This window comes from Nocardioides sp. LHG3406-4 (genome assembly GCF_049897745.1).
Lineage (GTDB): Bacteria > Actinomycetota > Actinomycetes > Propionibacteriales > Nocardioidaceae > Nocardioides.
The window spans coordinates 261,684-276,847 of the sequence record NZ_JAFCWV010000004.1 but is presented as its reverse complement, the minus strand read 5'-3'; the positions used below and the strand labels follow the sequence as shown (position 1 = coordinate 276,847).

Here is a 15,164-nt window from a genome sequence, read left to right as displayed (position 1 = left end):
CGAAACCATCACAGCCGACAGCGGGTGCATCCACCGATGGATGCCGTCGCGGCCGGATCATGCCTCGTCGCGCGACAGTCCACCGACAGGCGGCCGGGCGGTGGCAGCCCCCGCGGGACAAGCCCAGATGGCGCGGCCGTCCTCGACGGTGGCCCGCAGAGGGTGGTTGACGGGATGGGCAGCACACACCGGCCAGTTCGTGGGTCGGCCGAGCCGGGCCAGCTCCCCGACCGCCCACTCCTGGACCTGGTCTGCCAGGTGGGCCAGGCGGTGAGCCTCGGAGAGGCCCAGGTCCAGCCACACGCCCATGCCGCTCCCGTCAGCCGCGAACAGCATGACGGACTCCGACGGATCCCAGGTCTGCCACTTCTTCGGCTCGACATGAGGCAACGGAACACCTCCCGCCGTCAGGTCCTCGAACATGAGGTCCAGCGCTACGTCGATCGCACGCGTCACAGGGTCAGTGTGCCCCGCACCGACCACGTCGTCCGCTGAGCCGCCCCACGGCCCGGGCTAGGGCCGAGGGCCCGCCTCGATGGCGTCGAGATCGCGGACGGCGAAGCGCAGGTGCTCCCACTCCTCATGCAGGATCGTGTGCAGGCAGGACAGCGTCGACTCGGGAGACTCCGGGCTCCACGGGTTGCGGCGCGGCCGGGCGAGGTCGTCGGCGGTGACGCCCTCGATGAACTCCCGCACCGCCGCGACCCGGTCGGCGCGCGCCTCGAGCACGTCGCCATAGGAGGGGGTTCCGGTGGCGAAGACTGTCAGGTCCAACCCCGCCTGCTCGGCGCTGGCGTCGGCGAGGCCGAGCGGATGGAAAGGCCGCTCGTAGCCCAGCACGGCGCCGCGCAGCCAGAGGTCGGTGGCGAGCACGAGGTGCCGTTGGGTCTGGGCGAAGGTCCACTCGCCGTCGACCGACTCGTCCACGGTGCCCGGCGGCATCGCTGCCACGCGCTCGAGCACACCCGCCCAAGCCCTCTCGAGAGAGGCCCAAGCCGCCTGCAGGCCGTCGGGATCGTCGGCGGTCATCAGATCGCGGCCCGGAAAGCGACGCTCGAGCTCGGCCCGGACCAGAGGGACCACGTCGACGCCGTTGATGCGCACGAAGGTGTCTTTCTCGAACAGCCACGGGGCGTCGATGTCGACATCGCGCAGCTCGACAGCACGCATCACCACACCGGACAGGTCGCAGTCGGTGAACCTGGCGCCACGCAGGCTCCCTCCGACGAGCACGGCGCCCTCGAGCTCGTCGGTCCTAGGGAAGGTCGTCATGACGCGTTGCTACCAGGCGCCACCGACAAGGCGACCGGAAAAGGCGATGCCGCAAGGCTTCCGCGGCTCTGTGAGAGGTAGTGGATGCCTCCGCCCCAGCCGCCTGGATGTCGAGCATCGAGCGCATGGCAGCGTGGAGTTGCAGCGACGTGTGCAGGCCTTCTCCGGGCATATCCCACCTCGAACGGCCGGCGTACCTACACTGACCGCCGTGTCGAAGTCCTTGCGCCTCCTGGCGGCCTCCGCAGTGCTCGCCCTCACCGGCACTCTCGCCGCCGGTTGCAGCTCGGACGGGAAGCCCGACGCCGAAGCGAGCGCGAATGTCCAGGCGTCCGGGTCGGCCGCGCCGGCCCCTGCGAGCGCGGCGCTGGTGAAGAAGGGACTTGCCGAGTTGGCCGCAGGCGACGCGTCAACGGCCAAGGTCACCTTCGAGAACGTTCTGGCGATCGATCCTGACAACGCCTACGCCCACTACAACCTGGGGGTGATCGCGCAACAGGACGGCCGCGACAAGGCCGCGATGAAGTCCTACGACGCGGCTCTGGACAACGATGACGCGTTCGCGCCGGCGCTCTACAACAAGGCGATCCTCACCGAGGGCTCCGACCTGGACGCCGCGGTCGAGCTCTATCGCCGCGCAGTCGATGCCGACCCGGCGATGGCAGCGGCGCACATGCGACTCGGGTTCGCTCTCGTCCACCTCGGCAAGGTGGCCGAGGGCGAGGAGCATCTGGGGACAGGGGTCTCCCTCGACCCGTCGATGGCCGAGGTCAAGGCGCCGTCGTACGACTGAGCGAGCACTCCGAGACATCGCCGCGGTAAAGACACGACGCCACGTCGTGAAAACCGGTTCACAATTGCGACTGGGCGTCTAACCTCCCCGCTGTGACCTCCTTCGACCGCCCTCGCGCCGTCCTCTCCGCCAGCCTCGTGTCGCTCTCGTTCGTCGCAGTGTTCGGGGCCGCCGACGCCGCCCAGGCCGCGCCGCAGGAGCGCCGTGTCATCCATGCCTGCTTCAGCACCGAGACCGGGAAGATCCGGATCGTCCGCAGCGACGCCGACTGCCGGCGCGGGGAGGACCACCTCGGCTGGGTCCGTGGCGGCGCCAGGCCCGATCAGGGCAAGACCGGTCCGCGCGGACCGCAGGGCGAACCGGGCGCTGACGGCGCCCGCGGGGATGCCGGTGCGACCGGGGCCACCGGGCCGCGCGGCGCGACCGGGGCCACGGGCGCCACTGGCTCGACGGGAGCGACGGGCGCCACCGGCGGCATCGGACCCGCCGGTGCGACCGGGCCGATGGGCGCCACGGGCTCGACGGGATCCGCGGGCGCCACCGGCGGCATCGGACCCGCCGGCGCGACCGGGCCGATGGGCGCCACGGGCTCGACGGGATCCGCGGGCGCCACCGGCGCCACCGGACCCACTGGCGCAGCCGGTTCCGATGGGGCGACCGGCCCGACGGGCGCGACCGGACCCGCGGGCGCGGCCGGATCCACAGGGCCAACCGGTGCCACCGGACCGACGGGCCCGGCCGGAGCGAACGGGGCAACGGGAGCCACGGGACCGACGGGTGGCATCAGCGGGATCTACGTGAAGTCCTCCGCAGGGTCGACGGTCTACGGCAGCCTCACCGCGACAATGCAGACCACCTCGTGCGACCCGGGCGCCGTGGCTATCGGCGGTGGCCTGTACACCGACGACCCGAACTCGATCGCCTCCAGCTACCCGAGCAACGCGATCGGGGCCCCCAGCACGTCCTCTCCGACGTCGTGGACGCTCACCTACTGGCCCGGACCCGCCGCCGAGACGGTCACGGCGTACGCCATCTGCGCCCCGACCAGCTGATCACGGCGTCAAGCCCGCCGACTGGGGTGCCTCATGGACATGAACGGCGCGGCGGCAATCGGCCTGTACCTCACGCTTTTCGGTGGCGTTGCTTGGGTCGTGGGGGCTGCGTCCAGCTCGGCGCTACCAAGCAGGAGACGGTCCCGGCCGCATAGCCCCTTGGCCACCGGACGCGTCGTCACCGTTCGTCCCAGGGTCTCCAAACGTGGCATCGGTGGCGCGCTGGGCGTCACATCGACGATGAGCGGAACGTGATCGGGTCGATGCGGCAACACCCAGTCCTCAAAGCGGCCGACAGTGATCGAGAGTCGGCTGGTCCACTCCGTGATGAGAGCGGTGAAGTCGCCTGCCACCACGACAGGGCCATCGAGCATCGGCAAGACGTCATCGATGACACGCCGTAGCTGCGATGTGTGTGAGCCGAACAGCTTGGGCTCCACGCCCCAGAATCCCAGCAGGGTGAACGAAGTGGGCCCAGTCACGGCCATGGGTAGCAGCCACGACGCCGGCTGGACCTCGGGGTGCGCCGTCACCCGCCATGGTTCCTGAGCAAAGACCCCGAGAAGCTTCGGCGTGCCAGCCTGTGGCTGCACGAAGTTGGACGTGAGCCCGCGAACCCGGGGTGCGTCAGCTGTGATGCGGGCCCACTCAGCGACCACTGCGACATCGGAATCCAGCTCCCGGAGATGGACGTGGTTGGTCGACGACGTCTCGCAGCAGTTCCAGGCACGCGAGTACGTCCGGCCGATGCGTTGACCGAGTAGGCGACGACCGGGTTGACGCTTGACTGCCCGCACCGGCTGGTGCGTCAGGGCGAAGCGTTTCGTGGCCGCGCGGCGGCGGGCTGGAACGACCGCATCTGCCGATGAGCGAAGGGCCGCCAGAGCGGGTTGCTGCTCCCCATGATGCGCAACCTGGGGCGTCCTCCAATCCGATCGAGTACTTGTCAACGGACGCCAGTGGTCGTCAGGCACTAGGGTCGCGTCGCATGACTTCGCTTCAATCCCCAGCCGCAGCGGCCGGAACGTTCCACATGGGTGATCTGGAGGTGAACCGTCTCGGATTCGGCACCATGCGGCTCGCTGGCAGCAGCGCCTTCGGCCAGAGCACGCTTCGTGGACGGGACCAGGCCATTGCAGTGGTGCAGGAGGCCGTTGCCCTCGGGGTCAACCACTTCGACACGGCAGCCTTCTACTTCTCCCCGACCCGGTCCTCGAATGAGCTGCTCGGCGCGGCGCTCCGGCCATGGGCCGATGGTGTGGTCATCGCCAGCAAGGTCGGACCGGGTCGCGACACCTGGGGCGACTGGACCGGGTGGGCCCGCCCGGACCAGCTGCGCGGACAGGTAGAGGAGAACCTGCGCCAACTCGGACGCGATTACCTGGATGTGGTCAACCTCCGGGTCCTGCGCCGCGACGCACCGGTCACCGACCACATCGGTGCCCTGGCTGAGCTGAGCGAAGCCGGTCTAGTGCGGCACGTGGGCGTGTCCAATGTGAGCCTCGCCCAGCTCAACGAGGCACGCTTGGTGACCGACATTGTCTGCGTCCAGAACCGCTACGGGCTCACGGACCGTGAGTACGACGACCTCCTTCGAGTCTGCGGCGAGCACGGCATCGCCTTCACGCCGTACTTCGCAATCGCCGGCGCCGGGCGGGAGTCCGGGCGAGCGTCGATCGAACCCGACGCCCTGGTCGCCGTGGCCGACTCCCGCGCCGTCACCACCGCTCAGGTGCGCCTGGCCTGGTGCATGCACCAGGGAGACCACGTGCTGGCGATTCCCGGCACGGGCAATCCCGTTCACCTGCGCGAGAACGTCGCGGCCGGGAGTCTCCGCCTCACGTCAGAGGAGCTTTCACTGCTCGACGCGACCGCGTGACGGCGGGCGAGCCACAGGTTCCACCTCACGGAGACCGGCGATGCATCGCCATCGACTACCGACGCGTCAAAATGAGCCAGTCTTGCCGTAGCGCGCCGGACCCATCAGCGGCGGAACACCAGGATCTGCCGCGACCCGAGCATCCGCTCATGCCGATGGGCCGGCGGACGCCCGACGGGATGGGCTGCCCCGCATGAAACTCCAGAGCTAGGCAATCGGCCGTTGCCGGCCCGGTGCTCGGGCGCGGTCATCTTTGCGATTCGGCGCCGAACACCGGCCCACCTGTCGCGTCGCCTCTCAACTCTTCTTCGCAGCGGACACGTCGACGCAGACGACTCCCCTGTTGCCGTCCTGGTCGGCGATCACGGTGAGCGAGGGCGCGTCGCTGTCATCGACGACGGTCCCACCCGCGGCGACGGCGGCGGCGATCCGCTGCTCGGCCACCTCATGCGCCACATAGACCTCGACGTGGAACCGCTGACCCGGGGGCCCGTTCTCGTCGGCGTCCCCGAACCACAGATTCGGAACCCGTCCCGTGGCGTCGCGGATCTCGTCGCTGGGGGTTCCGCGGCCCTGGGCCCCAGGGCTCCCGGTCAGTAGCACGGCCCACACCGGGGCGATGGTCCCAGAGTGCGCCGTGTCGAGGCCGAGCTCGATGTCGCTGACCGAGGCCGGGTCGGCGTCGAGCTGGTGGTCGGCGGCGATCTCGGTGATCCGGCGCGCGAGGTCGACGTCCTGCTGGGTCACCCATTCGACGACGTGCTCGGTGCCCTCGTCGTCGCGGTAGATGGCGTCATCGGTGACCAGCTTGAGGTCGACGTACCCATGGCCGATCGTTACGCGCGGGTGGTGCCCGAGCGCGTCGGCCGCCTCACCCACCGCGACGACGAACCGTGCGCCGGCGCCGAAGTCGTCGACCACGTAGCGGGCGTGCAGTCCCTGGGCGAGCTTGCGCCAGTCGGTCAGGTTGGCCTCGGCGATCTGTTCGCCTTTCAGCATGTCCATACACGGGGACCCTAGCTCCGAATCAGCGGCTGCGCCCGAGCTCATCGCCCAAGGGTCGACCCGAACGAACGATCGGATCTGCCGCGATCCGGGCGACATGCACGAGACGTTGCCCTCACGGAAGAGACGGCCCCGAAGCCGATTCAGTCGCCGGGCGCCTCCGGGCCCGTGGAGATCTGGCGCAGGGTCGCGATCACGGTGACCTCGGGCCAGTGCTTCGCGTGCAGCTCGGCGAACTCCTGCTGATCGGCCACGGCCTCCTCGAGGGTGTCGTACTGCATGATGGCCCAGCCGCCGACGACCTCCTTGGCCTCGGCGTACGGGCCGTCGACCCGGGTGACCTGGCCCTGGCGGACCACGAAGTTCACGGCGTCCTCAGTGCCGTAGAGGCCGCCGCCGTCGAGGAACACGCCCGAGGCGGCCCGCTCGCCGATGTGGGCGTCCATCGCGTCGAACAGCGCCTGCGGCGGCGTGCCGATGCCCTCTTCCATCCTCACGAATCCCATGAAACGCGGCATTGTGATCACTCCTACTGGTTGCCGAAGGTTGCTTGTCGCTCGTACGTCGAACGGCTGCCCGGCTCTTCGACATCGACCGTAGATGTTTCTCCCGACGTGCCGCCATCGCGCGGTCTGCGTTCTCCGCCGCGAGCTCACTCTTGCCGCCTCAGCCGCCGGAGGCCAGCCGTTCCCAGGTCACGATGTCGACGTTGCCGGTCGGGGCCAGGTGCTCGCGCTGTTGGAATCTGCTCACCGCTGCCCGGGTTCGGACGCTCATCACCCCGTCGATGCGGACCGCCTTGCCGAGGGTGGCGGTCAGGGCGCGCTGCAGGCGGCGTACGGGCTCGCCCGTGGAGCCGACCTTCAGCAGCGGTTGAGTTCCGCGGGCATGCAGGGCGGTCCAGGTCTTGCGTGTGACCTTGCCGGTGACCCTGAGGCCGAGCTTGCGTTGGGCCTTCCTGACGGCGCGCGCCGTCCTGTCGTCGTAGCGTCCGCTGGTGGCCGGCTTCCCGAAGTGCTGCTCGCGCAGCAGGCACTGCAGGGCCTCGACGTGCTTGCTCCGGGAGCCGGGACGGAGGCTGGGGTACTTCCTCTGGTCGACCTGGACGCCCCGGCACCCCTTCGTGTCCTTGGGCGCGGTGGAGCCGCCGCCCACGTCGACCCAGTTCAGGTCGATCGTCTGGGTCACGCCCCCGTAGGTCTGCTCGACGTCGAGGAGGTACTGGTGGGCCCGTTCGTGGTCGTCCCACTCGGAGGTGGCCACCCAGGTGCTCGCCTCGGTGTCGGCGACGCCGTTGCCCCACGCGAACCAGATGTCGTCGGGCATCGCGTAGGAGCCACGTGAGACGTTGTTGGCGAGGTCGAGCGACGTGATGGCGGCGGCGATGTTCGAGTAGACACCGGAGCGGTACCCCTGGGCGTGCAGCTGCTGGGTCCACCCGGAGAGGAACGAGAGCGCGGCCTGGCGGCAGGCCTGATCCGTGATGTCGTAGTCCTCGAGGTCGTAGTAGATCGTGCTGCCGGTCCCGATGGCGAGGGCCTGGACCGAGGAGACGGCCGCCGCCGCCTCGAGACGGCCTTGCGCCTCGGCCGTCGGCCGGTCGGAGGCCATGACGCTCTCGTACGTCGTACAGGCCGCCTGCGGGCCGACGTGGATCGGCATCAGGTGCCAGCCGGCCGCGACCTGGGTGCGGACCCAGTCGGCTGTGAGGTTGGGCTGCTCGCAGAGCCGGTTGGTGCCGCCGGTGTAGATGCCGACCGCCGCGAACGGCGACGACGTCCGCCACGCGTCCATGGTCGCCTGGTCGGGGGCGGCGCAGACGTCGAAGCCGTAGCCGGTGAACGGGCCCGGCGTCCTCACCCACGTGTCAGCGCGGGCCGGCTGCGGGGCGGAGGGATCCGCGCCGGACGGCGCGGCCAGCCCGGCGATGGTCAGACACGTGGCTGCGGTGAGCGCCGCCAGCCGGGTCAGGGCGTGCATCGGATCGATCCTCTCGTCGCGCCCGAGCCGGGCGAGTGGTCTCGCGAGAGGTTAACCCGCAGCCGGTACGACAGGTCCGGTTGAGTCGGTCAACTGGCCCAGCTGCCCTGTCAACTGGGGAACGGATGCCAGATTCTACTGAGGCGAAGCGCAACTTGTGCGACTCCGTGCGCATCTCATCACCGCACCAGCCGTTCTCTACGCAAGGAGCCCTTCATGTCCCGCACCTCAGCACGCCGTCGTTTGGCCCAGGTGGTCGCTGCCACCGCGCTGGGCGCAGCGGTCTTAGTGGGTCAGGCCGCCGCTCAAGGAGCGGCGGAGACCTGTCAGGGCGTGCCGGCCACCATCATCGGTAGCCCCGGAGCAACGCAGCTGCTGGGCACCGAGAGCGCCGACGTGATCGTCTCCAACGGATCCCGGGTCGTCGCTTCTCTGGGGGGTGACGACGTCATCTGCCTCACCTCGAGTACGGGACCTCGCGACAAGGTCACAGCATTCGCGGGAGCCGGTGATGATCGGGTGGTCAACCTCCGCAACGGGCGGACCACCACTGCCCGGGTCGACCTCGGGGAGGGCAACGATGTCTATGTGGGATCCGCCGGCAAGGACAACGTCTACGGCATCGACAGCGAGAACGTGGGCATCGACCGTGTTCGCACCGGGGAAGGCAACGACCGGGTGGCTTCGGGTGAAGCGGGCCAGCCGAATGCAGACGATGTGGACCTCGGTCCGGGCCGTGACGAGCTCGAGCTCCTCGCAGCTGACAATCGCGCAGCGAGGTTCGTCGGAGGCAGCGGCAGCGACGAGCTGAGCGCCGTCCTCCCCCGAACGGCCGGAAGCTGGCGCCTCGACAATGCGACCGGTGCGGCAACCCGCGCGGGGACGGCGATGATCGTCTGGTCCAGCTTCGAGCGCTTCGCGTTGGACGGGTTCGCCAACGGCGAGCAGCTGACCTTCGTGGGCGGTCGCTCTGCCGAGGAAGTCACGTTCTCGGCCTGGTGGATCGACCTGGCCATGGGGGGTGGTGACGACACGATCATCGCCCGGCACATCATGAGCCCCGACAATCCCCTGCATCGCTCACGGCTCGCAGGTGGATCAGGTCGCGACAAGCTCCAGTTCATCACCAACGATCCCCAGGGCCTGACGGCGACCGGTGACCTGGGGCGGGGACGGCTCGTCGCTGAGGACGAAGGGACCTGGAACGACGTACGCGCCGAGATGACCGGGATCGAGGACCTGGCGTTCCAGGCGCCCGGAGTCAGGCTGCTCGGCGATGGTGAGGCCAACCGCCTGATCGCCATCGGGTGCGTGGTGCGTGGCCAGGGACGCGGGGGACCGGATCGGATCGTCCACTACGCCGCCTGCAGCAAGCGAGGAGCCCCGAGCCAGCTGCTCGGCGGCCCGGGCAACGACCGGATCACCGGCTCCGCCCTCAAGGACAAGCTGACCGGTGGAGCCGGCCGTGATGTCGTCGAGGGCCTACTGGGGCGGGACATCTGTCGCGCCGAGGTGGAACGCTCCTGCGAGCGGAACTGACCCCAGACCTCTGCGGCGCGCAGGCGTGGAGATGGTCGTCCGCGAGGGCATGGATCTCGGCCTCGAGCAGCGTCACCGGCCTGCGGCGGACCGGGACGTTGCTGCCTGGCTCAATGGTGGTGGTGGTATCCGACGGGCTGGAGGTAGTGCGCGGCCGCGTACCTCGCGACGTTCATGCCGAGCCTCTTGCCCTGGCGGTCGGGAGTGCGGAAGTGCAGACCGGCCCAGATGCGCGCCTCGACGATCTCATCGAGCACCTGCGAGAAGCTGTCGAACTGGCGGACCGTCGGATCTCCCGGTTGGAGGAGCGGCGAGATGCTGGTGATCGAGAAGCCGCCGTCGCCCGTGTCGCCGAAGTACGTTCGCAGGATGCGGGTGTGGGCGCCGTCGAGGCAGAGGTGGCCGGACGGGTGGTCGGGATACGGGGCAGTGATCAGCGGCAACCAGGTGGCGTCAGGCTCGGTGGCCGGGTTGCCGTCCTCTGCTGCGCGTTGGATCGCGTTCCAGGGGCGCCAGAAGTCCCAGTAGTACTTGTCGTTCCAGCAGCTGATCGCCGCGTCGGCGCCGCTGAGGTTCTGCAGCGCGAGCAGGCGGGCGGTGTCGACCACGTCCAGGCCGTGGCGCATCGCGAGGTCGCGGCTCACCTCGTTCCAGCTCCTGACCGGCGTGCTCTGCCACCACCGGGCGATGTAGGTCTGGGTTGTCGTCCGGACGGCGCTGTTGACCGCACCGATGGCCTTCACCTCGTTGAGCTCCCGGGCGTACCTCGCGCTGGAGAGCCTGAGCGGTCCGCGCGTGCGGAACTGCGAGGACGACTCGAGAGTGAACGGCTCCACCGCGCCCACCCACGGGGTGGGGTCGAGGACGAGCTGCCCGGTGGCCGGGTCCGTCAGCGGCCACCAGTGTCCGGGATCGGTGTTGGGCACCCACTGCGAGGGTCCGAACCGGCCGTCGTCCCTGCGGGCCGCGATCATGACCCGAGCCGCGGCCTCACCGGCGGCGATCCCCTGCGCCTCGCGCCAGCCGTCGTGGATGTCGGCCAACGCGGCCGCGTACTGCGTGGCGAGGGTGGTGAGCGCGGTGGTCCGACTGGTGTCCGGGAGGTTCGGCACGGTCGACACGATGTCGCGTAGCACCCCGTAGGCCGCGGCTGCCACCGCCGCGTCCATCGAGGCCCCAGCGGGGAAGCGCTCGTCCAGCAGGTATGGCCGGTAGTGCTGGCGCCCTATCGCGTTGACAGCGTCGAAGACCGCACCCTGGACCATCGCGACGTGGACCTGCGCCGCGGGTGGGGCGCCCCCGGCAGGCCCCGGTAGTCCGATGAGCGTATTAACCGTGATCTCGTTCCACGCCCTGACGGCAGTGCCAGTGGCGCCATCCCCGTGGCCGTGGCCCGGGTGGGCTTCGCTGGGTGACGTCGACACGCCGCCGAGAGCCAGTACGGCTCCCGTCACCAGGACGGTCAGCTTTCGGGTCGATCTCATCGCTCCTCCATCTCGGCAGACGAGGGCGCGATCCCGAGGACGCGCCTTCGGGTGGTATCGACCCTCCCAGCCAAGACGTCGGCAGCCGAAATGGCATCGCTCAACTTGGGGAACTTCCATTCCGGGCGTGGCCACCGCAGTCGCAGTGTCGGGAGGTGCGCCAAGGCGCCTTCGAGTCGGAACGTTCGGCGGCCGGCCCACCGGCCAGGGCCAGCCGTCCTCACGTCGCCGCGGCCCCCCTTCCCGCGGCGACGTTGAGTCAGGACTGGTAGCGGGGTGCCGGCGTCGCAAGCGACAGACGAGGAATCAGCGCCTCTCGGGCGGCGTCGTACGCCGCCCAGTCTCCAGCGTCGGGAAGCGAGGGAATCGTGATGAGCTCGCCCGCGTCCAGGCCCGCAAGACCGGCAGCCGCCGCGTCCGCCGGTGCCATGATGATCTCGGAAGGAAGCTGGTCGAGCTCGAGCCCAGAGCCGTTCCAGAAGCCGGTGGCCAAACCCCCGGGAAGGACTGCTTGCACCTGGACAGGACTGTCCGCGAACTCCTGGGCGAGCCCTTGGGTGAACGTGATGACGTAGCTCTTCGTGGCGCTGTAGGCGGCGCTGATCGGCATGATGTTGAGCGCGAGGGCGGACCCGATGTTCACGATGGCCGCCTCACCGCGATCGACGAATGCCTTCGCCGCGGCCGCGGCGATCCTGGTGAAGGCACTGACGTTCAGAGCCACGAGCCGCTCGAGCGTGTCGGGATCCGCAGCGGAGAGCGGCCCGAAGAGGCCGTCGCCGGCGTTGTTGACGAGGAAGTTCAGGTTGCCGTCGCCGAGAATCCGGTCCTCGACAGCTCGGATGCCCTCGCGGGTCGTGAGGTCGGCCGCCAGTACGTCGATGGTCCGGCCGGTCTTCGCGACCAGCGCGGAGGCTGCGTCGTCCAAACGGGACTTGTCGCGCGCGACGAGCACGAGGTCGAGGCCGCGCTGGGCCAGCAGGTCGGCGTAGGCGGCACCGAGGCCGGCGGTCGCACCGGTGATCAGTGCGGTGCCGGTGGAGGGGATGGTCATGTTCACTCCTGGAGTCGTTTAGATGTTGAGCGTAATCTATCTGGTGGATGAGCAGAACACAACCGCCCCTTTCAGGGCACGAAAGGGCGAACGTCCGCAGACATGGGAGGCCCTCGCGGCAGCGAACGCCTCTCGACCGGTCACCACCGGTGGCCTAGTCTGGAGATGACGGCAGTAATCTATTGTGGGACCGACCGACTGGAGGCGTCATGGGACGGGTATCACGCGAGAAGGCGCTGGAGCACCGCAGTCAGATCGTCGACGCAGCCGCCCGGCAGTTCCGGGAGCGCGGATTCGATCGGGTCAGCATCGCTGACCTCATGAAGGAGGTCCACCTCACCCACGGAGGCTTCTACAAGCAGTTCGCCTCCAAGGACGTCCTCCTGGCTGAGGCGACGCAGCGCGCCTTCGAGGACCTGACGGTCTCGCTTCGGGCCTACGATCGAGAGCACGACAACCGCGCTGCCGCGAAGTCCGAGCTCATCGACTACTACTTGTCGCCCGAGCACCGCGACGACCTGGCTCAGGGATGCCCCTCGACGGGACTCAGTGCCGATCTCATGCGTTCCGAGACGTCACCCGACGCGAGACTGCGCTACGCCGAAGGCGTCGAGGACTTCGCTCGATGGTTGGGCGATCACGATGAGGAGACACCGGCCTCGGACGAGGCGATCCGCGAGGCCTCCCTCCTGGTCGGCGCCCTGGTGCTGGCGCGAGCCAGTGCGGGCACCCCTCTGTCCGATCGCATCCTGGCGGCAGTGCGTGGCGGGCACGCTCCTTCTGAGTCACATGCCGGGACCGGAGCATCATGAGCACCGACACCCGGTGCCGAGGGAGGTCCCGATGACCACCTGGTTCGTCACAGGTGCATCGCGAGGACTCGGCGCCCGCATCGTCGAAGCGGCCCTGGACGCCGGCGACTCGGTGGTCGCCACCGCACGCGATCCCGAAGACCTGTCGAGCGAGGCGCTCCGAGCAAGTGCCAAGCTGCTCGTACTGCCGCTGGACGTGACGTCGGACATCCACGCGCGACAGGCGGTGGCCGACGCCGTCGCCCGGTTCGGCCGAATCGACGTCCTCGTCAACAACGCCGGACGAGGGCTCATCGGCGCGGTCGAGGAGACGACGGATGGTGCCGCTCGTGCGGTCTTCGACGTCAACGTCTTCGGGACTCTCACCGTCCTGCGCGCCGCGCTGCCCACGATGCGTGCCCAACGCTCGGGCCGCATCATCAACCTCAGCTCCGTCGGGGGCTTCGTCGGGACGCCGGGGTGGGGGGTCTACAACTCCACCAAGTTCGCGGTGGAGGGCCTCTCCGAGGCACTCGCACGAGAGGTCCGGCCTCTCGGCATCCACGTCACCCTCGTCGAGCCTGGATACTTCAGGACCGACTTCCTCGACAGCTCGAGCCTGCACACCGAGGAGACAGTCATCCAGGACTACGCCGAGACGGCCGGGGCGACGCGGGAGCGGGCCGGCCAGGTCAACCACGCCCAACCCGGTGACCCCGTGAAGGCCGCGACGGCGATCGTGGCGCTGAGTCGCTCCGAGAGCCCTCCCCTGCGCATCCAGCTCGGGAGCGACTCGTTCGGCGCCATCGCCACGAAGCTCGAGCACGTGGCCGCTGAGCAGGCGACCTGGCGCGCGCTCTCACTGTCCACGGACCACTCCTGAGCACAGCAGGGCCACCGGCAGGAAGGGCACCTATTCGCGGCGTCGACGCTGAAGGGGTGCGGCCGGCCTAGCCGAGTCCGTCGGCAGGTCGCAGGGATGCCCGGCGGCCGCCGGACCTCACCACCCGCACGAGGAAGAGGACGGCGACCGTCGCCGCAGCAACGAGCACGGCGCCGAGCCACATCCCGAACCGCTCGCTGGACACGTTGACCGTGATGCTTCCCAGCAGGGAGCCAAGAGCGATGGAGAGCTGGAACAGGCAGGTGTAGAGGGCCTGCACGGCTTCGCCGGAGAACCTCCCTTCGGCCTCGCGGTGCAACCACAGCTGAATGCCTACTGGCGCGGCACCCCACGCCAGGGCCCATCCGACGAGGCCCACGATGACGACCTCGCTCGACCCGAGCGCAGAGACGAGCACGAGAGAGACGGTGTAGCCGATCCCGGTCGTAGCAACCGTGGTCAGCAGGCGTCGGCCAGCCGCGGCGCCGCCCACGAAGTTCCCCACCACAGTGAGCGTCCCGTACATGAGAAGGAGACCGCTCACGGTCGAGCTGCCCAGGTGGGTTGTCTGCCGAAGGTAGGGCACGATGAAGGTGTAGGCAGCGAAGTGTCCGCTCACGATCAGGACGGCGCCCGCCAGCAGCAGGGTGATGCGTCTCGAGCCGAAGACGTCGAGGAAGTGTCTGAGACCGACCGCCTCGTGAGCCACGATGCGCGGCACCATCAGCGCTTGCGCGACCAGCGTCAGGACGGCCAAGACTGCAGCGGCTGCGAACGCCACATGCCAGCTCGCGTGACTGGCGATGAGCGTGCTGGCCGGAACACTGACGACGGACCCGATGGCGATGCCGCCGAACACCATCGACGAGGCGGTGTGCACGCGGTCCGGCGGCACGAGTCGAGCAGCCGCGGAGATCGAGATGGCCCAGAAGCCGCCGACCCCTGCACCGAGGACGAGTCGTGCCACGAGTAGCAGCACGAAGCTGTCAGCCAAGGCTGAGAGGACGCTCGACGCGAGCAGCAGGACGGTGAGCGAGATGAGCACCAGACGACGGTCCAGATCACGGGCGAGGATCGCCGCCGACGGGGCGGCGATCATGCCGACGAGGGCAGTGGCGGTGACGAACAGGCCGGCCGTGCCTTGCGAGATGTCGAGGTCCTCCGCGATCTGCGGTAGGGCCCCCACCGGGACGAACTCGGCGACCACGAGCGCGAAGGCCCCCAGAGCGATGGCGAAGACGCCGCTCCACGAAGTAGGCAGCGCGGCCCGCGCAGGGCCGGCCACCTGTGTCGATGTTGTCATTCGAAGCTCCTCCAAGGATCTGATCCGCGCACAGCGGATCGCGCACCACACGGCCTCAGCGGCGCACGATCGGCGCGTTCGGTTTCTGCCGGCCCCCGGGTGGTCACCCATTCCCGCGGGAATAGATTA

14 protein-coding genes are annotated in these 15,164 nt (G+C 69.2%); 6 read left to right on the top strand and 8 right to left on the bottom strand.

All coding sequences use genetic code 11. The annotated features are described in order from the left end of the window. Positions 1–57: 57 nt before the first annotated feature. Both ACP7BP_RS15535 and ACP7BP_RS15530 read right to left on the bottom strand, forming a co-directional pair. Positions 58–456, bottom strand: coding sequence for a hypothetical protein (locus ACP7BP_RS15535; protein ID WP_426245839.1), 399 nt, complete (start codon positions 454–456; stop codon positions 58–60). Positions 457–513: 57 nt separating this feature from the next. Then, the gene (locus tag ACP7BP_RS15530) at positions 514–1,272 is read right to left on the bottom strand and encodes a DinB family protein (protein WP_426245838.1); all 759 of its coding nucleotides are present in this window, start codon (positions 1,270–1,272) and stop codon (positions 514–516) included. A gap of 211 nt (positions 1,273–1,483) precedes the next feature. Between ACP7BP_RS15530 and ACP7BP_RS15525 the strand changes: the two genes are divergently transcribed. The 3 genes from ACP7BP_RS15525 to ACP7BP_RS15515 all read left to right on the top strand — a co-directional run bounded on the left by ACP7BP_RS15525 (position 1,484) and on the right by ACP7BP_RS15515 (position 4,996). Beyond that, on the top strand, positions 1,484–2,065 hold the full coding sequence (locus tag ACP7BP_RS15525) for a tetratricopeptide repeat protein (protein ID WP_426245837.1): 582 nt from the start codon (positions 1,484–1,486) through the stop codon (positions 2,063–2,065). 92 nt (positions 2,066–2,157) lie between these two features. Then, positions 2,158–3,117, top strand: a complete 960-nt coding sequence (locus ACP7BP_RS15520) for a hypothetical protein (protein WP_426245835.1) — start codon at positions 2,158–2,160, stop codon at positions 3,115–3,117. 1,033 nt (positions 3,118–4,150) lie between these two features. Beyond that, positions 4,151–4,996, top strand: coding sequence for an aldo/keto reductase (locus ACP7BP_RS15515; RefSeq protein ID WP_426245833.1), 846 nt, complete (start codon positions 4,151–4,153; stop codon positions 4,994–4,996). 297 nt (positions 4,997–5,293) lie between these two features. Here the strand turns inward: ACP7BP_RS15515 and ACP7BP_RS15510 are convergent, their stop codons facing one another. The 3 genes from ACP7BP_RS15510 to ACP7BP_RS15500 all read right to left on the bottom strand — a co-directional run bounded on the left by ACP7BP_RS15510 (position 5,294) and on the right by ACP7BP_RS15500 (position 7,981). Then, entirely contained in the window at positions 5,294–6,001 is a 708-nt protein-coding gene (locus tag ACP7BP_RS15510) for a 4a-hydroxytetrahydrobiopterin dehydratase (RefSeq protein ID WP_426245832.1), read from the bottom strand. A gap of 143 nt (positions 6,002–6,144) precedes the next feature. After that, on the bottom strand, positions 6,145–6,492 hold the full coding sequence (locus tag ACP7BP_RS15505; protein ID WP_426246225.1) for a YciI family protein: 348 nt from the start codon (positions 6,490–6,492) through the stop codon (positions 6,145–6,147). Positions 6,493–6,667: 175 nt separating this feature from the next. After that, entirely contained in the window at positions 6,668–7,981 is a 1,314-nt protein-coding gene (locus ACP7BP_RS15500; protein ID WP_426245830.1) for a glycoside hydrolase domain-containing protein, read from the bottom strand. Positions 7,982–8,197: 216 nt separating this feature from the next. On the opposite strand from ACP7BP_RS15500, the gene ACP7BP_RS15495 reads away from it, so the two are divergent. Continuing rightward, positions 8,198–9,520, top strand: coding sequence for a hypothetical protein (locus tag ACP7BP_RS15495; RefSeq protein ID WP_426245829.1), 1,323 nt, complete (start codon positions 8,198–8,200; stop codon positions 9,518–9,520). A 110-nt stretch (positions 9,521–9,630) separates the two neighbouring features. On the opposite strand, the gene ACP7BP_RS15490 is transcribed toward ACP7BP_RS15495, so the two are convergent. Both ACP7BP_RS15490 and ACP7BP_RS15485 read right to left on the bottom strand, forming a co-directional pair. Then, a complete protein-coding gene (locus ACP7BP_RS15490) occupies positions 9,631–11,004 on the bottom strand; it encodes a vanadium-dependent haloperoxidase (protein WP_426245828.1) in 1,374 nt (457 codons plus the stop codon). 259 nt (positions 11,005–11,263) lie between these two features. After that, positions 11,264–12,058 carry an SDR family NAD(P)-dependent oxidoreductase gene (locus tag ACP7BP_RS15485; RefSeq protein WP_426245827.1) on the bottom strand — a complete coding sequence of 265 codons (795 nt, stop codon included), beginning with the start codon at positions 12,056–12,058 and terminating at the stop codon, positions 11,264–11,266. Positions 12,059–12,267: 209 nt separating this feature from the next. Here ACP7BP_RS15485 and ACP7BP_RS15480 point away from each other — a divergent pair, with 209 nt between their 5' ends. Next, positions 12,268–12,870 (top strand): TetR/AcrR family transcriptional regulator, encoded by a 603-nt coding sequence (locus ACP7BP_RS15480; protein WP_426245825.1) that lies wholly within the window; start codon positions 12,268–12,270, stop codon positions 12,868–12,870. Positions 12,871–12,901: 31 nt separating this feature from the next. Beyond that, the gene (locus ACP7BP_RS15475; RefSeq protein ID WP_426245823.1) at positions 12,902–13,732 is read left to right on the top strand and encodes an oxidoreductase; all 831 of its coding nucleotides are present in this window, start codon (positions 12,902–12,904) and stop codon (positions 13,730–13,732) included. 67 nt (positions 13,733–13,799) lie between these two features. Here ACP7BP_RS15475 and ACP7BP_RS15470 read toward each other — a convergent pair whose 3' ends face one another. Beyond that, positions 13,800–15,035 (bottom strand): MFS transporter, encoded by a 1,236-nt coding sequence (locus ACP7BP_RS15470; protein ID WP_426245821.1) that lies wholly within the window; start codon positions 15,033–15,035, stop codon positions 13,800–13,802. Positions 15,036–15,164: the final 129 nt, after the last annotated feature.

Excerpts from the sequence above, each read along its gene's own strand:
- ACP7BP_RS15530 (WP_426245838.1), bottom strand. The coding sequence starts at position 1,272 with ATGACGACCTTCCCTAGGACCGACGAGCTCGAGGGCGCCGTGCTCGTC.
- ACP7BP_RS15495 (WP_426245829.1), top strand. The coding sequence starts at position 8,198 with ATGTCCCGCACCTCAGCACGCCGTCGTTTGGCCCAGGTGGTCGCTGCC.
- ACP7BP_RS15470 (WP_426245821.1), bottom strand. The coding sequence starts at position 15,035 with ATGACAACATCGACACAGGTGGCCGGCCCTGCGCGGGCCGCGCTGCCT.
- ACP7BP_RS15485 (WP_426245827.1), bottom strand. The coding sequence starts at position 12,058 with ATGACCATCCCCTCCACCGGCACCGCACTGATCACCGGTGCGACCGCC.
- ACP7BP_RS15505 (WP_426246225.1), bottom strand. The coding sequence starts at position 6,492 with ATGGAAGAGGGCATCGGCACGCCGCCGCAGGCGCTGTTCGACGCGATG.
- ACP7BP_RS15480 (WP_426245825.1), top strand. The coding sequence starts at position 12,268 with ATGGGACGGGTATCACGCGAGAAGGCGCTGGAGCACCGCAGTCAGATC.
- ACP7BP_RS15475 (WP_426245823.1), top strand. The coding sequence starts at position 12,902 with ATGACCACCTGGTTCGTCACAGGTGCATCGCGAGGACTCGGCGCCCGC.
- ACP7BP_RS15510 (WP_426245832.1), bottom strand. The coding sequence starts at position 6,001 with ATGGACATGCTGAAAGGCGAACAGATCGCCGAGGCCAACCTGACCGAC.
- ACP7BP_RS15500 (WP_426245830.1), bottom strand. The coding sequence starts at position 7,981 with ATGCACGCCCTGACCCGGCTGGCGGCGCTCACCGCAGCCACGTGTCTG.
- ACP7BP_RS15490 (WP_426245828.1), bottom strand. The coding sequence starts at position 11,004 with ATGAGATCGACCCGAAAGCTGACCGTCCTGGTGACGGGAGCCGTACTG.
- ACP7BP_RS15515 (WP_426245833.1), top strand. The coding sequence starts at position 4,151 with ATGGGTGATCTGGAGGTGAACCGTCTCGGATTCGGCACCATGCGGCTC.